24 protein-coding genes are annotated in these 24,148 nt (G+C 42.2%); 13 read left to right on the top strand and 11 right to left on the bottom strand.

What is annotated here, in order from left to right; translation table 11 throughout:
* Positions 1–14 precede the first annotated feature (14 nt).
* Positions 15–566, bottom strand: coding sequence for an inorganic diphosphatase (locus tag HUW51_RS04330; RefSeq protein WP_185272772.1), 552 nt, complete (start codon positions 564–566; stop codon positions 15–17).
* Between the two features lie 239 nt (positions 567–805).
* On the opposite strand from HUW51_RS04330, the gene HUW51_RS04325 reads away from it, so the two are divergent.
* On the top strand, positions 806–1,045 hold the full coding sequence (locus tag HUW51_RS04325; RefSeq protein WP_185272771.1) for a hypothetical protein: 240 nt from the start codon (positions 806–808) through the stop codon (positions 1,043–1,045).
* A 57-nt stretch (positions 1,046–1,102) separates the two neighbouring features.
* Here HUW51_RS04325 and HUW51_RS04320 read toward each other — a convergent pair whose 3' ends face one another.
* Positions 1,103–2,527, bottom strand: coding sequence for a Glu/Leu/Phe/Val family dehydrogenase (locus tag HUW51_RS04320; RefSeq protein WP_185272770.1), 1,425 nt, complete (start codon positions 2,525–2,527; stop codon positions 1,103–1,105).
* Positions 2,528–2,764: 237 nt separating this feature from the next.
* On the opposite strand from HUW51_RS04320, the gene HUW51_RS04315 reads away from it, so the two are divergent.
* The 6 genes from HUW51_RS04315 to HUW51_RS04290 all read left to right on the top strand — a co-directional run bounded on the left by HUW51_RS04315 (position 2,765) and on the right by HUW51_RS04290 (position 7,478).
* The gene (locus tag HUW51_RS04315; protein WP_185272769.1) at positions 2,765–3,031 is read left to right on the top strand and encodes a hypothetical protein; all 267 of its coding nucleotides are present in this window, start codon (positions 2,765–2,767) and stop codon (positions 3,029–3,031) included.
* A gap of 237 nt (positions 3,032–3,268) precedes the next feature.
* A complete protein-coding gene (locus HUW51_RS04310; protein ID WP_185272768.1) occupies positions 3,269–3,835 on the top strand; it encodes an RNA polymerase sigma factor in 567 nt (188 codons plus the stop codon).
* Complete coding sequence (locus HUW51_RS04305) at positions 3,813–5,249, top strand: hypothetical protein (protein ID WP_185272767.1); 1,437 nt, start codon at positions 3,813–3,815, stop codon at positions 5,247–5,249. The genes HUW51_RS04310 and HUW51_RS04305 overlap by 23 nt, the downstream gene beginning before the upstream one ends.
* Before the next feature lie 124 nt (positions 5,250–5,373).
* Complete coding sequence (locus HUW51_RS04300) at positions 5,374–5,754, top strand: hypothetical protein (protein ID WP_185272766.1); 381 nt, start codon at positions 5,374–5,376, stop codon at positions 5,752–5,754.
* A 212-nt stretch (positions 5,755–5,966) separates the two neighbouring features.
* Positions 5,967–6,530, top strand: coding sequence for a YceI family protein (locus tag HUW51_RS04295; RefSeq protein ID WP_185272765.1), 564 nt, complete (start codon positions 5,967–5,969; stop codon positions 6,528–6,530).
* Positions 6,531–6,548: 18 nt separating this feature from the next.
* The gene (locus tag HUW51_RS04290) at positions 6,549–7,478 is read left to right on the top strand and encodes a DUF5777 family beta-barrel protein (RefSeq protein WP_185272764.1); all 930 of its coding nucleotides are present in this window, start codon (positions 6,549–6,551) and stop codon (positions 7,476–7,478) included.
* A 422-nt stretch (positions 7,479–7,900) separates the two neighbouring features.
* Here the strand turns inward: HUW51_RS04290 and HUW51_RS04285 are convergent, their stop codons facing one another.
* Both HUW51_RS04285 and HUW51_RS04280 read right to left on the bottom strand, forming a co-directional pair.
* Complete coding sequence (locus tag HUW51_RS04285; RefSeq protein WP_185272763.1) at positions 7,901–8,839, bottom strand: sugar phosphate isomerase/epimerase family protein; 939 nt, start codon at positions 8,837–8,839, stop codon at positions 7,901–7,903.
* Positions 8,840–9,064: 225 nt separating this feature from the next.
* Positions 9,065–9,256, bottom strand: coding sequence for a hypothetical protein (locus tag HUW51_RS04280; RefSeq protein WP_185272762.1), 192 nt, complete (start codon positions 9,254–9,256; stop codon positions 9,065–9,067).
* A gap of 601 nt (positions 9,257–9,857) precedes the next feature.
* Here HUW51_RS04280 and HUW51_RS04275 point away from each other — a divergent pair.
* The 3 genes from HUW51_RS04275 to HUW51_RS04265 all read left to right on the top strand — a co-directional run bounded on the left by HUW51_RS04275 (position 9,858) and on the right by HUW51_RS04265 (position 13,487).
* Positions 9,858–10,613 (top strand): MBL fold metallo-hydrolase, encoded by a 756-nt coding sequence (locus HUW51_RS04275; protein ID WP_394353953.1) that lies wholly within the window; start codon positions 9,858–9,860, stop codon positions 10,611–10,613.
* Between the two features lie 283 nt (positions 10,614–10,896).
* A complete protein-coding gene (locus HUW51_RS04270) occupies positions 10,897–11,283 on the top strand; it encodes a methionine-R-sulfoxide reductase (RefSeq protein ID WP_185272760.1) in 387 nt (128 codons plus the stop codon).
* A gap of 323 nt (positions 11,284–11,606) precedes the next feature.
* Positions 11,607–13,487 (top strand): glycoside hydrolase family 2 protein, encoded by a 1,881-nt coding sequence (locus HUW51_RS04265; RefSeq protein WP_185272759.1) that lies wholly within the window; start codon positions 11,607–11,609, stop codon positions 13,485–13,487.
* A 394-nt stretch (positions 13,488–13,881) separates the two neighbouring features.
* Here HUW51_RS04265 and HUW51_RS04260 read toward each other — a convergent pair whose 3' ends face one another.
* Positions 13,882–14,172 carry a hypothetical protein gene (locus tag HUW51_RS04260; protein WP_185272758.1) on the bottom strand — a complete coding sequence of 97 codons (291 nt, stop codon included), beginning with the start codon at positions 14,170–14,172 and terminating at the stop codon, positions 13,882–13,884.
* 316 nt (positions 14,173–14,488) lie between these two features.
* Between HUW51_RS04260 and HUW51_RS04255 the strand changes: the two genes are divergently transcribed.
* The gene (locus HUW51_RS04255; protein ID WP_185272757.1) at positions 14,489–14,716 is read left to right on the top strand and encodes a hypothetical protein; all 228 of its coding nucleotides are present in this window, start codon (positions 14,489–14,491) and stop codon (positions 14,714–14,716) included.
* Between the two features lie 177 nt (positions 14,717–14,893).
* Here HUW51_RS04255 and HUW51_RS04250 read toward each other — a convergent pair whose 3' ends face one another.
* The 4 genes from HUW51_RS04250 to HUW51_RS04235 form a co-directional block, all read right to left on the bottom strand.
* On the bottom strand, positions 14,894–16,198 hold the full coding sequence (locus HUW51_RS04250; RefSeq protein WP_185272756.1) for an NCS2 family permease: 1,305 nt from the start codon (positions 16,196–16,198) through the stop codon (positions 14,894–14,896).
* A 165-nt stretch (positions 16,199–16,363) separates the two neighbouring features.
* On the bottom strand, positions 16,364–16,615 hold the full coding sequence (locus HUW51_RS04245) for a hypothetical protein (protein WP_185272755.1): 252 nt from the start codon (positions 16,613–16,615) through the stop codon (positions 16,364–16,366).
* A 293-nt stretch (positions 16,616–16,908) separates the two neighbouring features.
* Positions 16,909–19,836: a T9SS type A sorting domain-containing protein gene (locus HUW51_RS04240; protein WP_185272754.1), complete on the bottom strand. Its 2,928-nt coding sequence runs from the start codon at positions 19,834–19,836 to the stop codon at positions 16,909–16,911.
* Between the two features lie 610 nt (positions 19,837–20,446).
* Positions 20,447–20,797 carry a hypothetical protein gene (locus tag HUW51_RS04235; protein WP_185272753.1) on the bottom strand — a complete coding sequence of 117 codons (351 nt, stop codon included), beginning with the start codon at positions 20,795–20,797 and terminating at the stop codon, positions 20,447–20,449.
* A gap of 324 nt (positions 20,798–21,121) precedes the next feature.
* On the opposite strand from HUW51_RS04235, the gene HUW51_RS04230 reads away from it, so the two are divergent.
* Positions 21,122–21,646, top strand: a complete 525-nt coding sequence (locus tag HUW51_RS04230) for a ferritin (protein WP_185272752.1) — start codon at positions 21,122–21,124, stop codon at positions 21,644–21,646.
* A gap of 123 nt (positions 21,647–21,769) precedes the next feature.
* Here the strand turns inward: HUW51_RS04230 and HUW51_RS04225 are convergent, their stop codons facing one another.
* Both HUW51_RS04225 and HUW51_RS04220 read right to left on the bottom strand, forming a co-directional pair.
* Positions 21,770–22,591 (bottom strand): LuxR C-terminal-related transcriptional regulator, encoded by an 822-nt coding sequence (locus HUW51_RS04225; protein ID WP_185272751.1) that lies wholly within the window; start codon positions 22,589–22,591, stop codon positions 21,770–21,772.
* 437 nt (positions 22,592–23,028) lie between these two features.
* Complete coding sequence (locus HUW51_RS04220; protein ID WP_185272750.1) at positions 23,029–23,334, bottom strand: (2Fe-2S) ferredoxin domain-containing protein; 306 nt, start codon at positions 23,332–23,334, stop codon at positions 23,029–23,031.
* A gap of 359 nt (positions 23,335–23,693) precedes the next feature.
* Here HUW51_RS04220 and arfB point away from each other — a divergent pair, with 359 nt between their 5' ends.
* The gene (gene arfB / locus HUW51_RS04215) at positions 23,694–24,116 is read left to right on the top strand and encodes an alternative ribosome rescue aminoacyl-tRNA hydrolase ArfB (RefSeq protein WP_185272749.1); all 423 of its coding nucleotides are present in this window, start codon (positions 23,694–23,696) and stop codon (positions 24,114–24,116) included.
* The last annotated feature ends 32 nt before the right edge of the window (positions 24,117–24,148 follow it).

The following is a 24,148-nucleotide window of genomic DNA, read 5'->3' as shown; positions in this document are numbered from 1 at the left end:
AAAACCGCTTTTACTTACTTTTCCTGTTCTTGCTTCTTTTCAAAAGCTTTGCCGGCCTGGGTTACTAGTTGTTGGGCTTTCTTGGCTCCGTAGCGGCCGACTACTACAAAATCAGCTTGGCGCATTACGTTGTAAGATTTAAAAAAATGCTCTATTTCTTCCAACAACCGCTTGTCTACATCTTTTATATCCTGAATGTGCTGGTGCGTGCGCGAAATTGCCGAAACAGCTAACAACCGATCGTTGCGTACGGTATTTCCTTCTTCGGTTTGGTCGGCGGCAATAACACCCACTAGCCGGGCGGGCACCAAACAGCCGGGGCTCACGGGCTCATCCATTAACACCAGCACATCTACCGGGTCGCCGTCTTCGCCATGGGTGCGGGGCAAAAAGCCGAAATCATACGGGAAACTTGCGCCCACCGGTAAAACGCCTTTAAGTTTAATTAACCCCAATTTTTCATCGTAAGCCATTTTGTTGCGGCTGCCTTTCGGCGTTTCGATAATAACATTGTAGTAGTTATTTTCCGCGTCGAAAAACGGAATCTGATCCAGTGCTACTGCCATAATAAGGTAAGCTTAAAGTAAAGAATGCAAGAAAAATCTAACGCAAACCAGTTAGGCCAAGATTACAGAAATTAAAATTTTTAAAAAATATCCGTGTTAATGCGGTGGCTGGTTGGTAGTTTTTCTGGTTACCCGAAGTTTATCCGGCTAAATACGGTTTGTGCCATTTAAACCAGACTTACTTTAACATCCGGAAAATTGCTTCGTAGTATTTTAAATAAACTAAAAAGCTGGTAATCATGGAAAAAGAGGATTTGTTAAACGAGATCAACAATCAGTTTTTTACTTACCTGGCCAACGACTTCGGCCTGACGCACCCTTCGCACCGGCTCGAAAAATGGTACGAGTTGAGCTTCGATGATTTTAAACAAGAACTGATTAACCGCGATATTTCCTTCGACGATACGACTATTTCGGACTGGGAAGAATATTTTACTTTGCAGCAGGAAAAAGTAAAACAACTACAGCAACAAGCATAAAAACAAAACCCGCTGGTGTTGGGCCAGCGGGTTTTGTTTAAAAAATTTAAAAAACGTTTACGGAAATATTCCCAAGGATAAATAGCTTACCGCAATTTTTTCGGTAGCGCTGTAAAAGGCGGCCGTGCGTAAATCCGATACGGTGGGGTGCTGGCGCATGACTTCCCGCATTTCGTGATACGCCGAAATCATGGTGTCTTCTAAACCCGACCGTACCAAAGTAATTTCATCGGCTCCCCGGATAATCAATTGTCTTTCTTTGGTAGAAATGCTTTTGCCCGTGGAAGTTTCAATGGTATCAATAATTCGTCTTAAACTGGCTTCTTCGGCGCGTTTACCCATGCGGCCAAACCGTACGTTCGATAAGTTTTTCAGCCACTCAAAGTAAGAAACGGTTACCCCGCCAGCGTTTAAATACAAATCCGGCAGAATGTAAATATTACGTTTTAATAAAATTTGTTCGGCGGGTTGCGTTACTGGCCCGTTGGCACCTTCGGCAATAATGCGGGCTTTAATGCGTTCGGCATTGTTTTCGTCGATCTGGTTTTCGAGGGCGGCCGGCAGCAAAATATCGCAGTCGTATTCGAGTAAATCCAACGACTGTTCTACGTTGGTAGCGCCGGGATAATTTAAAATAGAGCCCGATTCTTTGCGGTGATTAAAAACAGCTTCTACGTCTAAGCCATTGGGGTTGTAAATACCGCCCTCGCGCTCGGCAATACCCGTAATTATAACGCCATCTTGCTGGCAAAACGTGGCCGCATGGTAACCTACATTACCCAAGCCTTGCAAAATCAAACGTTTACCGGATAAGCCCGGCGAAACTTTTAACTGTTCCAGAATTTCGGTGTCTTGTAAAGCTTCGCGTAAGCCAAAGTAAATACCTAAACCGGTTGCTTCGGTCCGGCCCCTGATACCGCCTTGCCCCACCGGTTTACCCGTAACGCAGCCTAGTGCGTTGGTTTCGCCGTATTTAAAAGTATGATAGGTATCGGCAATCCAGGCCATTTCGCGGCTGCCGGTACCGTAATCCGGTGCGGGTACGTCCATGCCGGGGCCTATTAAGTTTTTCTTGATAAGTTCGCTCGCAAACCGGCGGGTTACTTTTTCGAGTACTTCTACTGGCGTGGTACGCGGGTTTATTTTAACGCCGCCTTTGGCGCCACCAAACGGCACATCTACCAGGGCGCATTTAAAAGTCATTAAAGTAGCCAGGGCAATTACTTCGTCTTCGTCAACGTGCATGCTGTACCGGATACCGCCTTTGGTGGGCAGTTTGTGGTGACTATGCTGCGCCCGGATTCCCTCAATTACTTCTACTTTGCCGTCTACTTCTACCGGAAAGTTAACTTTGTAAACACTGTTGCATATTTTAATTTGTTCCAGAATGCCGGGTGGTAAGGTAGAATGCCGGGCCGCTTCGTCGAAATAATGATGAACACTGGTTAAGAATTGCTTTCCCTGAGATTCCTGGTAGATCATAGTTGTGGATAAGGGTTGAACGAATAATTGTTTATGTAAAACGAACAGAACCCGCAGATTGTTTGACCGAATAACTTGCTTCGGCAAGGTAGCTTTTTAAAATATAGTAAATCAAAGAGTTAAGTTTAGTTCTGTGATCTGGTAAATTTAAAAATTTTAAAAAACGGGTTCCTATAAAGCTGCATTTTTTAAATTATTAAAACAGAACCGCACCTGAAATAAGAAAATTTCGGCAAAATGGTTTGGGTAATTTCTGCAGGAGTTTTACAGATTGCCTTATTTCTTAAAAAAAATAGCCTCAACTTAAGTGCCAGGAAAAAGGGAACGGTTGTTAAAATGTGGATTAGTCGGGTTTATCCACGAGTTATCCACATTGTTAATGGTATTTTATGGAGTGTTACTGGACTTTTTAGTCCCGAAAAGCCAGTAGAATTGACCGGTTTGTGGAAAAATTTTCTTGCAAACTTATTACCTGTTCTGGCTATTACTGGCATCCGGAATTAAAGTGAACATCAAGTATGCCGCCTGTTTTTAGGTTGTGCTTTAGCTTATGTTACATTCATCAGAAAACGGGAAAATTGAAAAAAGGATAAAATTAGTTTTGAGCATCTTATCCTTATTCGTTTTAATGCCTACTAATTTCTCTTGAAATCATTATCTTAAAAGAAATTTTAAAATTTTAGTAAAGCGAGGCAACCATCCTGTAAAACCTTTCGTGCTGGGGGCGCAAAACAGAAGTACGTGGCTGAAAATAGTTTTGAAGAAATTCGACTCCTGATAAAGGGCTGCTTACAGCAGGACCGGGAAGCACAGCGCAAGTTGTATCGGTACTTCTATGGGTATGCGATGAGTATTTGCGTGCGTTATTCTAAGAGTAATGAAGAAGCCCGCGAAGTGCTCAATGATGGGTTTATGAAAGTATTCACTAAAATTGAAAAATACGATACAGAAAAATCTTTTAAAGGATGGTTGCGGCGCGTAATGATTAATACGGCTCTGGATAATTACCGCCACAACTACAAACATTACCACCACCGTGATTTAGAAGAAGCCGACCAGGAAACTACCACCGAAAACATTACGAATCAGCTAAGCCACGCCGATTTGATGCAGTTGGTGCAACGGTTGTCGCCGGGTTACCGGGCTGTGTTTAACCTGTACGCCATTGATGGATATACCCACGAAGAAATATCGGAATTACTGGGCATATCGGTGGGTACTTCTAAGTCAAACTTGTCGAAGGCGCGCGTTAATTTGCAAGCCATGCTAAAAAAAAGTCAACCGGATGAATTCAAGAAATATGCCTGAGGAAGAAGAACTGGACCATATGTTCCGGCAGGCTGCAGATTCATTCGAGCCGGAATTTGACCCGGAGGCCTGGCGGGAAATGGAGCAAAAGCTGGATGCTGCCAACCAGCGCCCTGCAGTTTTGGGTACCTGGACCAAAAGAATGTTGCTGGCCTTGCTGTTATTGGTGAGTGGCGTAACGGTGTATTATTTTACTACCCGCGAACCAGCCTCAACTAGTATGCCGATGAATGCTACCCGGAACAATGCGCCGGTTGTTACCAAAACGCCGGAGCCAACTACTCCCGAAACTTTGGTGCCAGGATATAAGGAGCCGTTGTCTGCCAAAAAACTGGCTGATAAAACACCAACTACTAATTTGCCGGAGGCAGCGGAGCAAACAAATCAACCAACGCGTTTGCTCCAACGGCCCCATAATTTAGCTGTAAAAACTTTACCAAAAGCCGGTAGCAATAGCCGGGCGGGTAATAATGGGTTTACTAACAACCAAACTAAACAAAACCAGCTAACCGTTCCGGTAATTACAAATACAGATCCGGCCGGCACAAAGGATTTTTTAAAAAATAGTGCTGTTGCTGGAGCCAATACACCCAGTACCGCGCTTAATAATAAAATAGGCGAACAAACAAACAATCCCGCACAAACCGAAAACCCAGCAATTTTGCCAGGAGCAAATAAGAATACAATAGATTCAACGGCAATTCAAACGGAACTGCCTGCCGCTTTAATGCCGGCTGATAAAGTAACGCTAGTAGATTCAACTCAGGCTAATCCGACCGCAGAAGTTGATTCGGCTCTTAAAAATGTACCAACAACTTTTATGAGTAAAGTAAGCGTAAGCCTGGTATTCGGACCTGATTTTAGCACCGTGGGTTTTGTAAAGCCCGAAAAAGCCAGTACCAACGTGGGCGTTTTGTTGAGTTACCACTTCAGTAAGCGCTGGGCAATATCTACTGGGGCGGTACGCGCCCGCAAGGTTTACGGCGCTAAACCCGAGGATTACCATCCGGGAGCCAATTATTGGCCGCCCGGTGCGCATTTGCCAACTAGTATAAATGCTGTTTGTAAGGTGTTGGATATTCCAATTAATGTACGTTACGCGGTAGTTGCTTTGCCGCGGCAATCTATTTATGTGCAAACGGGTTTATCCAGCTACATTATGCTGCACGAAGACTACCGTTACGATTACTGGAATTACGGTAAGCCCTATAGCAAACACTGGATTGTATCGAACCAGAATCGGCATTTTTTTCAGGTGCTTAATTTATCGCTGGGGTACAGTAAACAAATTAGACCGGGCATTTCGGTAGGAGCGGAGCCTTTCGTAAAAATCCCACTATCCGGAGTGGGCGCGGGTAAAGTAAACTTAACCAGCCTGGGGGCTTTTTTCTCGCTGGGTTACCGGTTTCGCTAATTAAAAATAATATCAACAACTTTTCTATTTTATAAGTCGGCATAAAAAAGAGAAGGTCTATATATACATTAAATAACGGGCTGCTACAGCTCTGATCTAACCATTAACTTTAAATTAAACTACAATGAACCATTTAACATGGCGACTGGCCTTGCTTTGCTTATTAAATCTGGGTTTACTAGCTGGTTGCGCCAGCGATAACGAAGAAGATTTAAACCCACAGCCAAATGCTTGTGATACGTCGGCGGTTACTTTTTCCGGAACTGTGAATGCTATCCTGCAAAACAATGGGTGTAAAAATTGCCATGCAGCATCGGCTGGCTCCGGGGGCGTAGTATTAGATTCTTACGCCGAAGTAAAAAAACGGGCCGATGATGGGCGTTTATTAGGTGCCATATCGCATGCGTCGGGGTATGCTCCCATGCCACTGGGCGGCACTAAATTATCTGACTGCGACATTGCCAAAGTTAAAAAATGGATAGATAACGGAGCGCCTAATAATTAAGCTGGTACTTGTTTGTAATAGTCAAAGCTTAAAGGTTACGTGCAACCAGCATAGCTTAAGGATTCGTGAATTTTTAAAATTTTACAAAAAACTACGCCGAAGCTGGGGTGCTGCCTGGGGCTACAATTTCGATCGAAAACAACAATCCGATCAATCCTGGTAATAACCGAATACTTAAAAATTATTTTTCACATTTCTCAAACTAGTTACCCATGAAAGTTTTCCTGTTACTACTCGGGCTGCTAGTGCTGGGCAGTGGTGAAGGAGCGGCTCAAAGCCGTTACTTCACCCGGACCGGGCACATCTGGTTTTTTTCCGAAACACCCATCGAAAACATCGAAGCTCATAATAAGGCCGTTTCCTCTTTTATTTCTTTTGATACCGGAGAACTGGTTTTCTCGGTTCCTATGAAAAGTTTTGAATTCCGGAAAGCGTTAATGCAGGAGCATTTCAACGAAAATTACGTGGAGTCTGATAAGTTTCCGAAAGGCACTTTTAAAGGCAATATCGCTAATATTCAAAGTGTAGATTTTAAAAAAGATGGCGTGTACCCAGTAAAAGTAAGCGGTACGCTCACCATCCACGGCGTATCCCGACCCGTTACCGCAGATGGTACTTTAGATGTAAAAGGCAACCGCATTGGCGCCAAATCTACCTTTACCATTACGCCCCAAGAGTATAATATTGAAATTCCGCTACTGGTTCGGGCGCACGTGGCCAAAATAATTCAAATAAACGTGGATTTGCAGTACGATCCTTATGTAGCCAAACAATAACCCCAAACGAGCTGTTCTATGCGTCAGATAAATTACCTGTTTCTTGTTTTTGTTTTTTGTAATGTATTGGTAGGTGCGCGGCCGGCTTTGGCCCAGGACGATGATTTAATGAAACTGGCCGAAGCGGCCGACAGCACTAACCGCCCGCAAAATTTTACCACTGCTACTTTTAAAGGAACCCGGGTTATTACCGGCCATTCGGTGCAAACCAATGCCCAAAAGGAACTGGTTTTTTTAATTTCGCACCGGTTTGGTACCCTTAACAGCGGCGCTTATGAATTTTTTGGGCTCGATAATTCGGTAATCCGGCTAGCTTTAGAATACGGCCTAACGGATAATTTAAACGTGGGAGTAGGCCGCAGTTCTTACGAAAAAACCTTCGATGGATTTATAAAATACCGTTTTCTCCGGCAGCAGGACGGCGGCTGGAGTCGCCCGGTTACGGCCGTTCTTTTTGGCAGCACCGCGCTAAACTCTTTACGCCCCTCTAATCCGGAACAAGATATTATGTTTAAATCGCGGCTTACTTATACGGCCCAGTTGTTAATTGCCCGTAAGTTTAACCAGAACTTATCGTTGCAGTTAACCCCCACCTGGATACACCGCAACCTGGTGCCTACCCGCCAGGACGAAAACGATGTATACGCCCTGGGTATTTCGGGCCGGCATAAATTAACCAAACGTACTTCTTTTAACGCCGAGTACTTTTACCTATTGCCCGGCCACACCGCCGATAACTATACCAACGCGCTTTCGCTGAGTTTTGATATTGAAACCGGCGGCCACGTTTTTCAATTACTGTTTAGCAACTCCATTGGCATGATTGAGAAAAACCTGATTACCAACAATACCGGCGAGTGGGGACAAGGCGATATCTACTTTGGCTTTAATATTTCGCGCGTTTTTGATCTGGATAAGAACCGCAAAATGGGCGGTAAAAAGTATTAATATATGTAGTATAGTAGTAGTTGTTGGAGCCTTTACAAGCCTCCAGGCTGCGGTTTTACGGTTGTTATGGGTAGAGCGCTTTGCTAACTCTGATTACAAATTATTTTTAGGAAAATATAAAAGAAAAGAAGCTGTTTAGCCTAGTATAGAAATAGAGGCAACCTTCGCCTTTGGGGGGGGGCTTCACCGCCAAAACGGAATAGCTCTACAAAATACTACTTGCTTCTAGTTGGTACCTTTAATTATTCAATTCTAGAATGCTAAACAGATTCTAATAGGGCTATACGATCTGATATTATAATTTTAAAATTATACCCAACAAGAAAGGCTAACCTGAAATTTAGGTTATCCTTTCTTGTTGTTACATCTCAGAAAAGAAAAATTTAAAAAATCTGCTTATTCAATTAATGGTTTGGTAAATCCTACCCAATGCCTTTGGTTACGGCTTTCATTTTGTTCAGGGCGGTTTGCGCTACTAGCAATGGATCCTGAGCGTAGTAATTCTTATTAAACACTTCAAACGAAATAATTAAAGGCCGTTCCGGCGTACGTACCGATTCTAGTATTTTCCGGATAGGTGCTGCTCCGTCGCCGGTATAAATGCGGTCGGCATCGGTGATGGTAGCGGGTTGGGCGCTCGCCTGATAGTCGTTTACGTGAAATACTTCAATCGCTGGTTTTCCTACGAACGGCAAACTATCCAGGCTGGAACCTCCTTTAAATAAATGATAAACATCGAGTAAAACCCGGGCGCCGGGGTGGCCACTTTCTATAGCCACGTACATTACTTCGCTCAGCTTATTTAAGTTTTTCGAGAAACCCCAAAGCTCCAATTGGGGCATTACCGTGGTTTTCTCGCCTAATTCCACGATAGTCCGGAACCGCTCGGCGGCTTTTCTTAAATCTAACCCCGGGGTGTTGGTAGCGCCAGCCGGTGGGGCGGCGGTACGCCGGCAACCTAGTTGCGCCAGCATGTCCATTTCTCGTTTTAATTGTTCTACCCCTTTGGCTCTTTCGGCATCATCGTCCACGATCCATTGGGCAAAGCCTATGGCATTTTCTACTTTTAAACCCAAGTCATCCAATCTTTTCTTCGCATCTTTTAGGGTGTGGCCTTCTTTTAGGTAAGCTTCCAAAGTATCCATCCAAATTTCTACCGACCGGAAACCAGCTTTAGAGGCTACCTCTAATTCTTTCACGAAACCTAGTTTATGGCCTTTAATGGTACTTAAGTTGAGGCAGTAGGTAAACGGAGCCGGAGCTGCTGGTTTGGCTTGAGCCCAGCTTGGCAAAGCAGACAAGCCCACAGAAGTACCTAGTAATTTTAAAGTATCGCGACGCGAGAAAGAAGATGTAGCCATAAGGTTGGTTTAAATTGCAACCTCTAATTTATGCTACTGTGCGTAAATTGCAAACTTTACTGGAATCAGATATAAGTTAAATTTTAATTAATCTGTAAAGGATTTTAAGGTAGCAGGCCAAAGGGTTTTATTCTTCTGAGGAGAGAAAAGAGAAATTTTAAAAATTTAATTGAAGTGCGATTAAAAAAACATATACAAAAGAAAACCAGCTAAAAAATTAACTGGTTATTTCTTTTGCAACGAAAAATTATTCTTAGGTAATAAACGCGACATTTGATTTTTAATTTGGCTAAGCAACTGAGGGTCGCGTTCGCGCCGGCTCAGGTAATTTAAAACCGTGATAAACGATTCGCGTTCCTGCCATTTCAAAGCATTTACATCCATGCCTTGCAACTGATACAAATAATCTACAACCATAGTGGTACAAATAAGTAACGGTATATACGCTTTTTAGAATAATAGTTACAATTACTTAAAGTAGAAGTCTAGTTTAAGTATATTAAATATATTATATGTTTAATCGGAACAATGCTTTACTGAAGTTAAGAAATCTGGCGATTAGATACTAATATTTTGAGGTAAAATCCGTGTTTATTCCTAAAAAATAAGTATTTACTTTAAAAATTTACTAAGCGATGAGCAATTTTAAGTAATTTTTGTTTAGGTGCTTGCTTGCCGACGTTAAATCTTTGTTAAATTAAGTAGTTAAAAATAATTAGGGCGCTACATCTACCAGTGACTATTAACAAAATCCAAAAATTTGTAATTTGTACCGGTTTGCTGCGGCATTAAAAAGGTTTTATAGATTGAGATAACCGGAGCTAAAAATGTTTGCTGGATTTTATTATGCTATTCCCATTTAAATCAAACTTAAACCTCGAAATTCGTGCATTTGATTTTGCCGGTAATTACTTTTTAAGCTGCGTAAAACGGGAACATTTTACTTTCCGAATGACTAAAATTTAAAAAACTAAACCTCACCAAAATTGTTCTTTAACCTAAACTAAAAATTATGATTATTAAGTATCTTTTTGCGCTTTTACTTACTTTTTCGTTTTTCGGGGTACAAGCGCAACGGCCTGCACCAGACCAGCTCGCAACCAAAAAAGGCCCCGTTATTATACAACCTGTTTTGCATGGTTCGGTGGTATTTACCTGGGATAAAAAAACAATTTACGTAGACCCTTACGGCGGAGCAGCGGCATTTACCGGCTTGGCTGCCCCAGATTTAATTTTAATTACCGACATTCACGGCGACCACACAGACTTAAAAACTTTGGAAAGTATTAATACCAGCAAGGCGAAGTTTATTGCCCCGGCCGCCGTGGCCGAAATGCTGCCTGAGGCGCTTAAATCTAAGGTTACCGTTATGAAAAATGGCGACCAATCTATTCAGTTAGGTATTGGTATTACGGCAGTGCCTATGTATAATTTGCCCGAAACCACCGATTCCCGGCACCCGAAAGGGCGGGGCAACGGCTATGTTTTAAATATGGGCGGTAAAAATATTTACCTATCCGGCGATACAGAAGATGTGCCGGAAATGCGGGCGCTTAAAAACATAGACGCGGCTTTCGTGTGCATGAACTTGCCCTTTACCATGGATGTAGACCAAGCCGCTCAGGGGGTTCTGGCCTTTAAACCCAAAGTAGTTTACCCGTACCACTACCGCGGACAAAATGGCTTAAGCGACGTAGAAAATTTTAAAAAATTGGTAAACGCCGGAAACAACCAAATAGAAGTACGCCTCCGCAATTGGTACCCGACCAATTAATTTAGTTGCGCAGAATGTAAAAATTTAAAAAAATGGCTGGTTGATCTTGAATTAAACCCTGAAAGACAAATCTATTTGTATTCTGGTTAAATTGCTGGCTTAATGTGTTTTTGTTTAATAGCCCTAAAATGCCGGATAATTATTGTGTATTAAAAGCATGCCTTGGCTTAATAAAGAATGTAACATAAAGCTTAGATTAAATAAGGTTGCCTATTAATTTCGCAACCTAACCGGGGGGTAAATTGTTTATTTTGTAGCTCGCGCGGACTTAATTTTAAAAATTATGAGTAACACCGATAAAAATACCAATTATAATAAGCTCACTCCCGAAGAAGAGCGAGTATTGTTATATAAAGGCACCGAAATGCCTTTTACCGGAAAATTTTACAAGCACAAACAACCCGGTACTTACATTTGCCGCCGGTGCAACGCGCCGCTTTACCGCTCGGCAGATAAGTTTGATTCGCATTGTGGCTGGCCTAGCTTCGACGATGAAATTCCGGGAGCCGTAGAGCGGGTTTTGGATGCCGATGGCTACCGCGTAGAAATTGTATGTGCTAATTGCAAAGCCCACTTGGGGCACGTGTTCGAGGGCGAACGGTTTACGCCTAAAAATACCCGGCACTGTGTAAATTCCGTTTCCATGGATTTTATTCCGGAAGAACAATAATTAAATACAAACTGATGTAAAAAAGGATGGCCTCAACCGGCCATCCTTTTTTATTGTCAAATTGAAACGGATGAATGTTGGGGGTTGTTGTGTTATTGCTTTGATATACAGATGTTTGTAATAATAAAGTTCTAAAATCCGGCATCCGGAATCTATTATCTTATGGCTTCTATTTCTTCCGGATTTTTAAAAAATTAAAAATTATGCACAAGAAAATTCCACAAGCAGAGTTATGCAGTTGATTAATTATGGCTACAGTTCCGCAAAAAATTAAATATCCGATAGAGCCATTTAATCGTACTGTTTCTTAAAATAAAGCGCCTATGACCGTTCCAAATCCTAACTTTGGTATTACCAAAAGCACATCTGTTATCCCGTCTCCGGAAGAATTTAAAAACTTATTGCCTCGGGTAGTACTGCGCCCCAATACGTACTTGCTGCTCGACGGCGAATGGAAGTTTTGCTACGATCCGGATGATAAAGGTTTAAGTGAAAACTGGCATTTAGGGCAGCACTGCAACACTACCGCCCAATGGCCGGGCAGCGTAGAAATGCATTTAGCCGCCGCTAAAGGTTTAAAAGACCCGGTTACCTGGCAAGACAAAGTAGTAGTATGGTACGAACGGGAATTTCCACGGCCAGAGCTTAACGGCGAAACAACCCCTTCTATGTTTCAGATTACCTTTGGGGCTTGTGGTTACGAAACCCGGGTATGGCTCAACGGCCGGTTGCTGCGCACCATCGAAGGCGAAGATGTGCACTATGGCGAATATACCTCTTTTTCCTACGAAATTGAAGAAACCGATTTGCAACCTGTTAACCGACTTAACGTCCGGATTGCCGATACCATGGATGCCGAAATTCCCCGGGGAAAGCAAGAGTCGCACGTGTATAAGCGCGGTGGCATCTGGTATCAAACCAACACAGGGGCCGTTCGTAGCGTGTGGATAGAAACCGTAGAGCGTAACCGGCTGCGGTCGCGCATCGGCGTAATCAGCGAAGTAGAAGACCGGCTGGTGCGGTTTAACTTAACCACGCGCATCCACGATCCGGGAGAGTATACCATCCGGTTAAAAATTTATCCCACCGAAAAAAATGCGGAACCACTGGCTACTTCTGACTTTAAATTATACTTAGAGGCGGGCCAGAAAGAACAACGCGTAGTAATAGAAGTGCCCGATGCTAAATTATGGTCGCCGGAATCGCCTAACTTATACTGCGTGGTAGCGCAACTAATTGATGCCAACGGTTACGAAGCGGAAATTGAAGCACAGTTTGGCTTAAGAAAAATAGAAGCTCGGGGGCGTTACGTTTATTTAAACAACGAACAAATTTACCTCGATGGCATTTTGTACCAACCTGGCACGGCCACTTACGAAGAAATGCACCGGCACTTTTACGCCATGAAAGCTTTAGGCTGTAACCTGGTGCGGGTACACATTGCCGGGGTAGACCCGCGTATTTATAACCTTGCCGACGAAATCGGTTTATTGTTGTGGGTAGAAGTGCCCAGTCCGCATAGTTCTACTGCCCTGAGCCGCCAAAATCACCGGGCCGAATTGCTGCGCATGCTGGCCTTACTGGAAACCAACCCTTCGGTAATTATCTGGAGTTTATACAACGAAGATTGGGGTGCCCAGGATATTGCTACTAACCCCGAAACCCGGCAGTATATTATCGATATGTATCATTATTTTATGATCAAGCACCCGCAGTACTTGGTGGTAGATAACGATGGCTGGCATCATATTTCCTGGGAAGGTAAGCTTAAATCTGATTTGCTCACGGCTCACTTATATACCCCGGAGCTGGATCGTTGGAAAGAGTTGCTCGACCGGCTAACCAATGGCGAGATGGAAGGTGTGGCCGCTTTCCCGTTGGTGGTGGGCGATCCGTTTTTCTATCGCCGGCAAGTGCCTTTGGTGGTAAGCGAATGGGGCGGTTTTGGCTTTCCGGACTACGGTGGCCCCAAAGATGCCGAAGAACGAACCGAGCGCATCCGGCAATTTAAAACCGAGTTGCGCCGCCGACCCATTGCGGGCGATGTGTATACCCAGGCTACCAACATCGAATACGAACGCAACGGCTTAATTGATGCGCATACCGGGGAATTAAGCGTACCGCCAGGCTTATTATTATCGGCTTTTACTTTGCCGGAAAATGATACAACCGAAATAAAGAAAGCAGGCGCAAACAACCAGTAAACGAAAGCAACAAAAAGCTACCGCATTAGATTAGAAACGCCGAAATGGTTTCTTTATAATATTTAAAATTTAAAAAATAATGGGCTGGTGTAGTAGTGTTAATAAAAAGTAAGAGGATGTTGTTTTTGTTATTAAGGTATGTCTTGTTATAATTAAAAATTTTAAAATAAATTGCAGTAAATTATTTGATGGTTAGATAGACGGTTTTTTGCAAAAGTATAATAATAAGTATCAGCGTTTGAGCCAGTAGTAAATGGCGCTTAAGTAGAATAGTTTTTGTAATTATTAGTTTAATAATTGCGGCATAGCGGCAAGAAAATAATAGAAAATGAAAAACCCTTTTGGTGTAACCAAAAGGGTTTAAATGTAACCAATAAGTTTTCCAGGAAGAATGTTAAGCAGCGGATTTTATGTTTTTAAAGCTTTCAACCGGCCCAAAATTAGCCTGTTGAATGGTTTTGCCTCTTTTGGTTAAGTGAATTTCCACTGGAGCCATTAACTTGGTAATATCTGAGCTAACAACTTTGTTGTAAAATTCCGAGGCTTCTTGCGAAGCGCCTTTGCCAAAAGAATGGCGGGATTGATTTTTGTTTACGGGCATTCCTGGAATAATCTGGTAATTGGTGCAAACTACTTCGTAAGAAGGTAAAAATGGATTGATAACTTTGCGTAGTAACTTCTTCATGGAATGGTTATATTATTTTTTTAATATTTTTATTTATATTGTTATGTCTGCTTGTTTAACTGCCTTGTAAAATTACAAATTTTGTTTCTGCTCGCAATAGCTAGGTTTTACTAATCACTTAATTTAAAAAGTAACTTACCTAGATACTTTGATAATATAAGATAAGTGCAAAATAGATGCCAGGCTGCGAAGAAAATAACTGATTGAAGTATTGAATGCCCTACTTTTTTAGATTTTTTAAACTTTTAAAACTTTAGCGCTTTGTTTACGCTACAAGTAACTGACATTATCAAGAACAAGAAAAACGCTACCTTATATGAGCCAGATGCATGAAAACCCCAGTAATATACCCAGCCCCGATATCGAGAAAGAAGGAGAAAATGTAACCGGTGGTACCGAAGGAAACCAACAGGAAACCACGGAAAATACCGCTGATAACCAGGAAACAGATAAAGAAGAATACACGCCCGCTACCGAAACTACCAAAGAAGAAATGACGGGTTATAATGAGTTGCCCGATCAGGAAAAAGTTGGTGGCGAGTAAGAATTTAGTAAGCTTTTGAGTTGCTTGCTATGCTGCTGCCGGACAGGGCTAAAGCTTTAGGATTTAGGTTCCTTTAGCGCTTGCCTGGCCCTTAACCTGAATTTTAAAATAAAGCCCGGATAAGATACCTTTTGTCTTGTCCGGGCTTTATTTTAAAAATTGCCTTATTTATTTCTTTTAAGCTAGCACCAGAGCTAAAATACAAAAGGCATCTATTACCAGTAAAGCAGCGCTTATATCGGACCGTTTACCAACGGCTAGTTTTAAGATTGTCCAGGAAAGAAAGCCCCAGATAATGCCTTGTGTTACGGAATAAGTAAACGGAATTAACACCATTGCCAGAAAAGCCGGGATGGCTTCATCTAGTTGTTGCCAGTTAATTTTGGTTACCGGCCGGATCATGAAAACACCAACCAATACTAAAGCCGGTGCCGTAGCAATAGCCGGAATAACCGCTAATAGCGGGGCTAAGAACAAGAACGGTAAAAACAATAATCCGCCCACCACTGCGGTTAAACCGGTGCGGCCGCCTGCCTCAATCCCTACAGCCGACTCAATGTAAGCCGTACCCGGGCTGGAGCCCACCAGTCCGGCCAGAGTAGTGGCTACAGCATCGGTTAGCAAGGCGCGTTCTACGTACCGCGGATCCCCGTTTTCGTCTAGTAAATTAGCTGCTTCGGCCAGACCCACGAGCGTAGAAAGGCTATCGAACAAATCTGTAAATACAAAAGAAAAAATTACCGGCACGGCGGCCCATTTTAAAGAATTAACTAAATCTAAGCGCAACAGTAAGCTAAAATCAGGAGCGGCAAAAATTTCTTTTACGTTTACCAGTACTGCGTCCGGACTGCCCCACCAGCGCCCGATGGGATAAGCCGCCAGGGTAGTAAATAAAATACCAAGTAAAATAGCGCCCGGTACTTTCCGGGTAACCAGCAGTGCCGTTAAGAATAAGCCCGCTAAAAAAGTAAGTAAAGTTTCGTTTAAGGGGCTTACCCCGATAATGGTACCGGGGCTGGATACAATAAACTTGGCATTGGAAAAACCAATTAAGGTAATAAACAAACCAATGCCCGCCGCAATGGCGTACCGCAAAGGTTTAGGAATGGCTTTAATAATTAAAGTACGAATATTAAAAACCGAAAGTAACAGAAACACAATGCCCGACCAGAATACGGCGCCTAAAGCTACCGGCCAGGGTACGTGCATGCCCAGTACCGCCGAAAAAGTAAAAAACGCATTTAAGCCCATGCCTGGCGCTACTAACACAGGGTTGCGGGCAAAAAGGCCCATCATGCAACTACTGAAAAAGCAAACCAATACGGTAGCTGTAAGAACTCCGGCAAACGGCATACCCGCTTGGCTTAAAATTGTGGGATTTACCACTATTATGTAAGAAGTAGCTAAAAAAGAAGATACTCCCGCAATGATTTCTGTGGATAAAGTAGTGTTATTTTGGGCTAAGTGGAAAGAGTAGCGCATTGCCAAAAGGTTTAACTTTTTGTTTGTACAGCTTCGTAGGCGATAAAGATAAGTTTTCCTTTTACAAGTGCAGCAATGAATTAAAAGGTAAAATGTAAGCGATCATAAATAACAAACGCCTCCTATAAGGAAGCGTTTGTTTAAATATAATTATTTAAGAATTACTTACTTATTCTTTTTCCCCTTTACGGGAGCATTTGCATTAATAATAACAACATTGCCAGCACTTCGCTTTTTTTGTTGGCCTGGAGCAAACGCTTTAGCAGATTGATGACCATAAACTTTTTTGGCTTGGCCGGAAGGTAAAGATTTGTTCTGATTGGAACCCGGATAATGTGCAATGGTAGTTTTACAACTAAGTGCCAGTGTGCTAATTACCAGTAATAAAAAAGTTTTAATTAAAAGTTTTGGAAACATGCGATTATAAAAAGTTAATAATTGATTTTACTATCTGTATAAGCAATTTAAAAAATGCAATTCTGATGCCATTAAATAGTATAAGGCCTATGTTTGCTTGTTTTAATAGTTCTAAATTCATTTTTGAAGAACCCTGAGCTTTTTGGTTTTGCAGATATCTATTACTTGCTTGCCTTAGTTTTTTAAAAATTTAAAAAAGCTTTTAGAAGCTACTTAAAGCAAACAAGCATTAAAACGAAACAGCCAGCTACTCTAAGAGCAGCCGGCTGTTTGATGTAGATAGTAATAAAGCCCTACCTCGTTAAAAGTACTTTACGATAAGTTACCTGTGTAGCCGTTTGGAGGCGTATAAAATACAAGCCAGCAGTTATGTTGGGTGTTGGTTGCCAAGGCAATTCATACGTTTTACCAGCTAGGGCGCGACCCTGAAATAAATTCGCAATGGGTTGGCCTTGTTGATCGTAAACCTGCAAGCTTACATTTTGCGTGTGCGGGACTTTAAATTTTAAAGTCAGCTTATCCGGAAAGGGGTTTGGAAATGCAGTTAGTAATATCTCGGGTGCTAAAGATGGTGCCACAGAAAGCTCAATACCTACGCCTGTAGCCGCTAATTTTACCATCCAATAATCGGTATTTCCCCAACCCGGCTGAGTTTTATCGCCACTTACGCCGGAAGTAGATCGCCCGCCTAAAATCAGGCCGCCATCCTGGGTTAATAAGGTAGTCCGAAGCTCATCGAAACCGTTACCACCAAAACGATAATTCCAGAGGGCAGTGCCAGTGCTATCGGTTTTCAGGAGCCAATAATCACTGTTGCCCCGGCTGTTCTGCGTTTTATCACCAGACCTGCCAGAAAAAGAGGTACCACCCAATACAAATCCGCCATCACGGGTAATAGCCAGGGAGCGTAATTCTTCTCTGCTTCGGCCGCCAAAAGTTTTATCCCAGATTTTATCACCGTTACCATCTATTTTAATTAACCAGTAATCCTGGTCGCCGCGGCTGGGCTGCGTTTTGTGGCCGCTGGTTCCGGAGCTACTTTGGCCAGCCAGCAAGAAGCGTCCGCCGGGAAGGTTGGATAAGGCAAAAAGATTGTCCTGATCGGAGCCGCCAAAGCGTTTGTTCCAGATGGGGGCACCAGTGCTATTTACTTTTATTACCCAATAATCTGAGCTTCCTTGGCTGGCCTGGCCTTTATCCCCGGTTTTGCCGGAGTTAGAGGTACCACCTAACACATAGCCGCCGTCTGGGCTCAGGAGTATATCTTCCAGAAAATCGTTGGCGCTGCCCCCATAACGCCGGTCCCATATTTTCTGGCCTTGATCGTTAATTTGTAAGAGCCAGAAATCCTGCCCGCCTTGGTTTGGCTGGCTAATGTCGCCGGTTGCCGGCGAGTTGCTGATACCTCCTAGCAGGTAATCGCCGGAGGGCAAGGCTTTTACTTTGCGTAAATCTTCAAAACCAGAACCGCCATAGGTGTGGTCCCAGATAATATCGCCTTTATAATTTACCTGGATAACCCAAAAGTCCCGGCTGCCTTTGTTGGCTTCGGTTTTGTCGCCGCTAATTCCCGATTCCGAACTGCCGCCTAATAAATACCGGCCATCCGGAATTTCGAGTAAGGTATTTAAATAATCGTTGCTACTGCCGCCATAGGTTCTTTCCCAGAGTTTATTCCCTTTATCATCGGTTTTTACTACCCAGTAATCGTATCCTCCTTGGCTAGCCTGAGATTTGTCGCCGGTATTATTTGAGAGGGTGTAGCCTCCAAGCAAATAGCCGCCATCTACGGTTTGAATTACCTGCGTTAAATTGTCGTTATCGGTGCCCCCAAAGCGTTGGTTCCAGGTAATTAAATTGGGTTCTACATCTTCTCTTACTTTAAGCACCCAATAATCAATTTCGCCTTTTATCCCGTCGGTTTTATCAATGCCGTTACTACGTGCCGAATAGCCTCCCAGTAAATAGTTGCCGTCGGTGGTAAGCGTTAATTTGGTAAGAAAATCGTAGCCGCTGCCCCCGTAAGGACTATCCCATACGAAAGTACCGGTACTATTTAATTTTACTAACCGGTAATCGTCGGCCCGGCTGTTGCCTTGGCTATCTGGGGAGTAAAAACCATTGGTGCCCAGCAAGTAACCACCATCCGGAGTAGCTATTACGTCTTCCAGTTCTTTACCGGCCTGTAAAAAACTGCTTATATTTTTTTCGTAGAGCTGGGTTCCGGATTCGTTAATTTTTAATAAATAATTGCTGCCGGCAAATAGATAGTTGCGGTCGGGGGTAGTTACAAAAGATTTTAACGGCGAATTAAAAGGCCGGTAATAAGTTTTATTCCATTGCAACTCCCCGTCGGCGGTTATTTTTAAAGCGTTAAAATTCCGGGTTTGTACCGTAAACCGGATGCCATCTTTTTGATAAACCACCGAATCAACTTCGCCGGCTAATAAATAACCGCCATCGGTGGTAGTAACTACATTAACAAGGTATTCCAGGTTGCTGCTGCCAAACGTTTTATCCCACTGCACGGTACCGGCGCTATCTAGCTTTACTACCCAATAATCATTGTTGTTATTGCCGGCTTGCGTTTTATTGCCGCCCACGCCAGAGTTAGAATTGCCCGCCAGCAGATAGCCTCCATCGGCGGTGGCGATCATGGCTTTTAATTGATCGTAATTATTGCTGCCGAGCGTTTTGTCCCAAATTTTATTGCCGGCGCTATCTAGTTTTACAACCCAATAATCGTATCCGCCTTTACTGTTTTCACTTTTAGCGTTGCCGGCTGGAGAATCCGAAATTCCTCCAACTAAATAACCGCCATCGGGAGTGGTAATTATTCCAGACAGTTCTTCCTGGCCAGAGCCCCCGATAACCTGATCCCACTGTTTGGTGCCGGAAGCGTTAATTTTTACCAGCCAGTAATCAAATTTACCAATCTGGGGCTGCGTTTTGTCTAAACCGACTTCAGCATTGGATTTGCCCCCAATTATCTGGCCACCATCTGGCGTGTTAATGATGGCGGTTAGTTGCGAACGGCCGTAGCTAGTAGCAGTAGAAGTATCCTGATTGGCTCCTCCACCATACGTTTTTTCCCAAATAATACTTTGAGCTACTAAGGGCGCGGTTGAACTTAAAAAAAAGAAAAGCAGGAAACATAACTTAAACCCGTAAGTGGGAGAGAGGCGAAACAAAGATTTGCCCGCAGGGTATCTGTTTTTCATAATATGGTTTACCAGTTTAATCACTAAAAAAAAATATAGAACCAAATATTTTACTATTTGCACTAAACCCGATGTTAATTAAAACCAGGTTTTAAAAGTAACTAAGCAATAAATTCAGGAGAAAGCAGATAGAAATATATTGAGTGCAATATAGTACTATTTTCAGGAGAAATCTTATGCAATAGGTATTATCATTACTTTATATTCGTTAAACAGGAACAAACATACCCAGTTTTTTCTGGGAAGAAAATAGAGGTAACTACGATAAATAATTAAACTTAGATTGCGCCTGCCCAGCTAAAATTCAAAACGATAAAATGGAATTGCCAGGAAAAAGAAATGACAGAAAAGGTAAACAAAGATAAAAATGCGTAAGCGGTGCCAGACAATCTACCATCTATGGCCCGCAGAAAAGTTAATTTTTAAAAATACCAGCAAAGTATCAGGCCAAAAATCAAAAGAGATTGATTCTTAAGCCAATAAGGGAAGACTCGTAATAATTAATAGAATTGATTACCTGGCTGGAGTAAATTTTTAAAATTTTTTATTTCCAGGGATGTTATAGAAGCGCGTAAACGAAAATAGGTAACAAATAAATGAAAGCCGCAACTTAAATGGCCATGGCGTGCAGGCTCTCGTAAACCAAACTGTTTAACTCAATCATTACCTTGGCGCCTTGTAGCAGTTCCCGGAATTGCAACACATCGGTTAAGGTTAATACAAAGCAACGTTCGGAGCGGTGCGGCATTAAAATTACCACATCGGCAGTACGCTCGGTATTCTGGGCCATTTCGTTTATGTTAATGGCTTCGAGCTGTTTTTTAAGCAATTTAAAATCAGAAAACGTGAAAGGGGAAATTCCGCCGGCAAATTCAACCCAATAACAGTTGCGACGATTGCACTGGTAAACAGCGCCTTGTGTAGTCCGGAATATTTCTATTAAACAAGTTTTCGTACCCATATTTTAAATAAACAGTCGGGCGTAAAGCAACCGATTATGCAAATGTATAACCTGTTTAGAATTAGTCCAAATAAATACAGAATAATCTTTTATTTTCTGGTTAAGCGGGATTGTATAGTAATGGTGCAATATTTTTAAAATGCCGGCACAATGGAATAAATAGCTATGGTGCTGACTATAAGTGCTTAAAAGGCAATAATTTATTTAGATTAAATCTGTATTTGGCAAAAAGTAGTAAGCAGCAAAACTATTTTTAAAATATTCAGTTAAATTTAAGTCAGGAACTTAATAAGGTGCCTGAATTTTTTATGAAATTATAATATCATGAAAGACTTACTAAGACTTAGAACATCACTTTCCGAAGAAATAGAACAGCTTTTAAACGAGCAAATTAAAGTAGAAGCCCATTCTTCTGCTGTTTACCTGGCCATGTCGTCGTGGTGCAATCGTAATGGTTTTGATTACAGCGCCGGCTATTTTCAGAAACAATCAGGCGAAGAGCGGGAACACATGCTAAAGCTGTTTAATTTTGTGAACGATATGGGCGGACAAGCCATTTCGCCGGAAGTAGTTAACATTCCGCAGGATTTCGAATCGTTCCGTACGGTTTTTGAACAAGCTTTGCAGCAGGAAATTTACGTTACGCAGCAGTTTAATCGCATGGCCGACGCTTGCTTCCGGAGCAAAGATTTTATGACTTTCCAGTTTATTCAGTGGTTCTTGCAAGAGCAGATTGAAGAAGAATACGTAGCCCGTCGTGCCTTAGAATTATTTGAAGTTATTGGCGAAGAAGGTACCGGCCGTTACGAAATAGATAAAGCCGTACCAAAAATTAAGTACGATAATTAAGCAAAATTATCAGTAAACAAAAAGGCTGTTCTTTCATAAAAGGGCAGCCTTTTTTAATTTTTTAAAATTTTGCTTTTTTTAAAATTAGGCTTGTCCGCTTTTCATACTAATGCCCGTTGTTTTTTAAATAAGCCCATGGCAAACCGCAAACTGAACCAGGCCGCTGGTATTTTTGGTATGGGTTTTTTCGATTATGTTTTGGCGGTGGGTATTTACCGTGTGAAAACTGATAAATAACTTATCGGCAATAAACTTACTGTTGTAACCCTCGGCAATTAGCCGTACAATTTCTTTTTCCCGTTTACTCAACATTACCTGAGGCTTTAAGTATGCATCGTCGGAGGAACAAAAAAAGCAGGTATCATCTTCGGTGCAGGTAATAGATACAATACTATCGTCGGTTTTTTTCCAGTGCGTAATATCCGATACGGCGCCGAGCAGGTGGGTAATGTTTCCTTTCCGGTCGAGTTGCAAAATGGAATTTTGTTCCAGAACCCGAACTACACTGCCGTCGGGCTTTACAATGCGGTAGTCGCCGTTAAATTTGTAGTTTTGGCGTTGGGCTGGCGGTACAGCCAGTAAAAAATCCCAGATAATATTAGCCAGTTTAGCAGCTTTAGGTAAATCGCGGGGGTGCATAATCTGCGAAATAAAAGGCACGCCTTGCCCCAAAAACTGCTGAACATCGTAACCCACTAGTTGTTTTACGTTGCTGCTGATAAAGGGGAACCGGAGCGTGCGCAAATCAATAATCCAGGTTACACAAGCCCCCATATTTAAAAAAGTTTGCAAGAGGGGATTACTCTGAATAAAATCGTCGTAATTAATCCGGACATCATCGTACGATTGGCTTTTCCATTTTTGCAGCAATTCCTGAAAAGTGTCCGAAACCGGGTGTTCATCGAAGGCAGGATTACCCCAATACTTATTCGTTAAAGTTTTCATCGATAAAAGCAGAAGATAAGTACTTTACAAATAAAAGCTGTAAAAGCGTGCTCAACGTATTTAGCAGAAATACCGCGAGCGTACACCGGGCACCGAAAAACCACCGGAAAAAGTGAAGCAGAATATAAAACTTAAAGCAATAATACGGTTAAAAACAGTATACTACTTAGCTTTACTAATAACACCTGAAAAGTAATGGACACTAGTTGCCAATAATGCCGACAACTTAAACTTAGAGTAAACCGAACCCCTTAGAAAGTTAGGGGGGGCAGTAAATTAACTTTTATAAAATGGTATGCTGCTGAGGTTCAATATACTAAAAAATATGTAATAACAGTTTAATCGGGGTAAAATATCTTTCTGGGGCAGTTAAAGTATAAATAAAAACAGGTTACCCCTGACCTGGAATTTAAAAAAGCGAGGCTAAAGGGGCTGTTTTAGCGGGGCAAAGAGGAACCCGGCGCCGGGTTAGCGGGCGATTGCAGATATTGTTTAAACAGTTGCGGAACCTGGTACTCGGCTACGTTATGCAACCATACATTTTGCGGCTGAAAGCTGAGTACCGGCGCAAATTTGCAGCGATCGGTACAATCGGTTTTAATAATTTCTACGGTATCCTTTAAACCAGCGCTTTTTGCCTGATCCCGGAAAAGTTTGCATAGTTCTTTGCCACCCTGTTTTTTACACTTGCTTCCGGTGCAAATATAAATTACTTGGGTAGGTATTTTAAAAGGTTTACTCATTGAAAAATTAAATAAGCTCATGCTGGTTAAAAACTAAGAAGCAGCTGTTTTATAACTGAATTTTTAAAATTTTGTTGCTTCGGAGGCTGTAATAAACCTCGGTTTATCTTATAGAACTCAAAAGAAGAAAAAGGGTTTATCTGAATTATTTAAAAAACGTACCAATAAAGCAATAAAATAACGCATATATTTTCTAACGATTTTTCCGCAGAAATTTTCTTAAAACCGGCTGCTGAGCCCGGCGCGTAAGGCTAAGTTTTTTGCGTTTTGTTTAATTCTGGTTTTTATGGAGCAAGAGTTATTGGCAGCTAAAATTTTTTAAAAAATTACTTTTTACGAACATACATTTTTTATAGTACATGATACAAACCAGTAAACACCGCGATTTTTATCCGGAATTTATTTTTCAGGTTTCGCGCAGCGGTGGTCCGGGTGGGCAAAATGTAAACAAAGTTTCTTCTAAAGTCGAATTGCGTTTTTCCATTGCTGAGTCGGCGCTTCTTACGCCGGAAGAAAAAACAGTGCTGCAAGAAAAACTAGCCAACAGGATAACCAATGAGGGTTATCTACAGATTATCTGCCAAACCGAGCGTAGCCAATTAGCCAACAAAGAAGCCTGCGTTAAAAAGTTTTACGAGTTATTACAAAAAGCTTTTACCCGCTTAAAGCCTCGCAAAGCCACAAAACCCAGTAAGGCTATAAAAGAACAACGATTGCAAAGTAAAAAGCACCAGTCCGAAAAAAAGGCTACGCGCCTGAAGTTAAAACCCGGCGATGTATAAATTTAAGTCTTACTTCAATCTGCTTCCGGAAA

It is taken from the genome of Adhaeribacter swui (assembly GCF_014217805.1).
Classification (GTDB): domain Bacteria; phylum Bacteroidota; class Bacteroidia; order Cytophagales; family Hymenobacteraceae; genus Adhaeribacter; species Adhaeribacter swui.
Note: the sequence above shows the minus strand (reverse complement) of the source record. Positions and strands in the feature narration are given on the sequence as shown.

Coding starts and splice junctions, on each gene's coding strand:
- HUW51_RS04255 (WP_185272757.1), top strand. CDS start 14,489: ATGAGCCAGATGCATGAAAACCCCAGTAATATACCCAGCCCCGATATC.
- HUW51_RS04285 (WP_185272763.1), bottom strand. CDS start 8,839: ATGGCTACATCTTCTTTCTCGCGTCGCGATACTTTAAAATTACTAGGT.
- HUW51_RS04315 (WP_185272769.1), top strand. CDS start 2,765: ATGGTTTGGGTAATTTCTGCAGGAGTTTTACAGATTGCCTTATTTCTT.
- HUW51_RS04325 (WP_185272771.1), top strand. CDS start 806: ATGGAAAAAGAGGATTTGTTAAACGAGATCAACAATCAGTTTTTTACT.
- HUW51_RS04290 (WP_185272764.1), top strand. CDS start 6,549: ATGCGTCAGATAAATTACCTGTTTCTTGTTTTTGTTTTTTGTAATGTA.
- HUW51_RS04260 (WP_185272758.1), bottom strand. CDS start 14,172: ATGAAGAAGTTACTACGCAAAGTTATCAATCCATTTTTACCTTCTTAC.
- arfB (WP_185272749.1), top strand. CDS start 23,694: ATGATACAAACCAGTAAACACCGCGATTTTTATCCGGAATTTATTTTT.
- HUW51_RS04230 (WP_185272752.1), top strand. CDS start 21,122: ATGAAAGACTTACTAAGACTTAGAACATCACTTTCCGAAGAAATAGAA.
- HUW51_RS04330 (WP_185272772.1), bottom strand. CDS start 566: ATGGCAGTAGCACTGGATCAGATTCCGTTTTTCGACGCGGAAAATAAC.
- HUW51_RS04320 (WP_185272770.1), bottom strand. CDS start 2,527: ATGATCTACCAGGAATCTCAGGGAAAGCAATTCTTAACCAGTGTTCAT.
- HUW51_RS04240 (WP_185272754.1), bottom strand. CDS start 19,836: ATGAAAAACAGATACCCTGCGGGCAAATCTTTGTTTCGCCTCTCTCCC.
- HUW51_RS04300 (WP_185272766.1), top strand. CDS start 5,374: ATGAACCATTTAACATGGCGACTGGCCTTGCTTTGCTTATTAAATCTG.
- HUW51_RS04280 (WP_185272762.1), bottom strand. CDS start 9,256: ATGGTTGTAGATTATTTGTATCAGTTGCAAGGCATGGATGTAAATGCT.
- HUW51_RS04250 (WP_185272756.1), bottom strand. CDS start 16,198: ATGCGCTACTCTTTCCACTTAGCCCAAAATAACACTACTTTATCCACA.
- HUW51_RS04265 (WP_185272759.1), top strand. CDS start 11,607: ATGACCGTTCCAAATCCTAACTTTGGTATTACCAAAAGCACATCTGTT.
- HUW51_RS04295 (WP_185272765.1), top strand. CDS start 5,967: ATGAAAGTTTTCCTGTTACTACTCGGGCTGCTAGTGCTGGGCAGTGGT.
- HUW51_RS04220 (WP_185272750.1), bottom strand. CDS start 23,334: ATGAGTAAACCTTTTAAAATACCTACCCAAGTAATTTATATTTGCACC.
- HUW51_RS04225 (WP_185272751.1), bottom strand. CDS start 22,591: ATGAAAACTTTAACGAATAAGTATTGGGGTAATCCTGCCTTCGATGAA.
- HUW51_RS04235 (WP_185272753.1), bottom strand. CDS start 20,797: ATGGGTACGAAAACTTGTTTAATAGAAATATTCCGGACTACACAAGGC.
- HUW51_RS04270 (WP_185272760.1), top strand. CDS start 10,897: ATGAGTAACACCGATAAAAATACCAATTATAATAAGCTCACTCCCGAA.
- HUW51_RS04245 (WP_185272755.1), bottom strand. CDS start 16,615: ATGTTTCCAAAACTTTTAATTAAAACTTTTTTATTACTGGTAATTAGC.
- HUW51_RS04305 (WP_185272767.1), top strand. CDS start 3,813: ATGAATTCAAGAAATATGCCTGAGGAAGAAGAACTGGACCATATGTTC.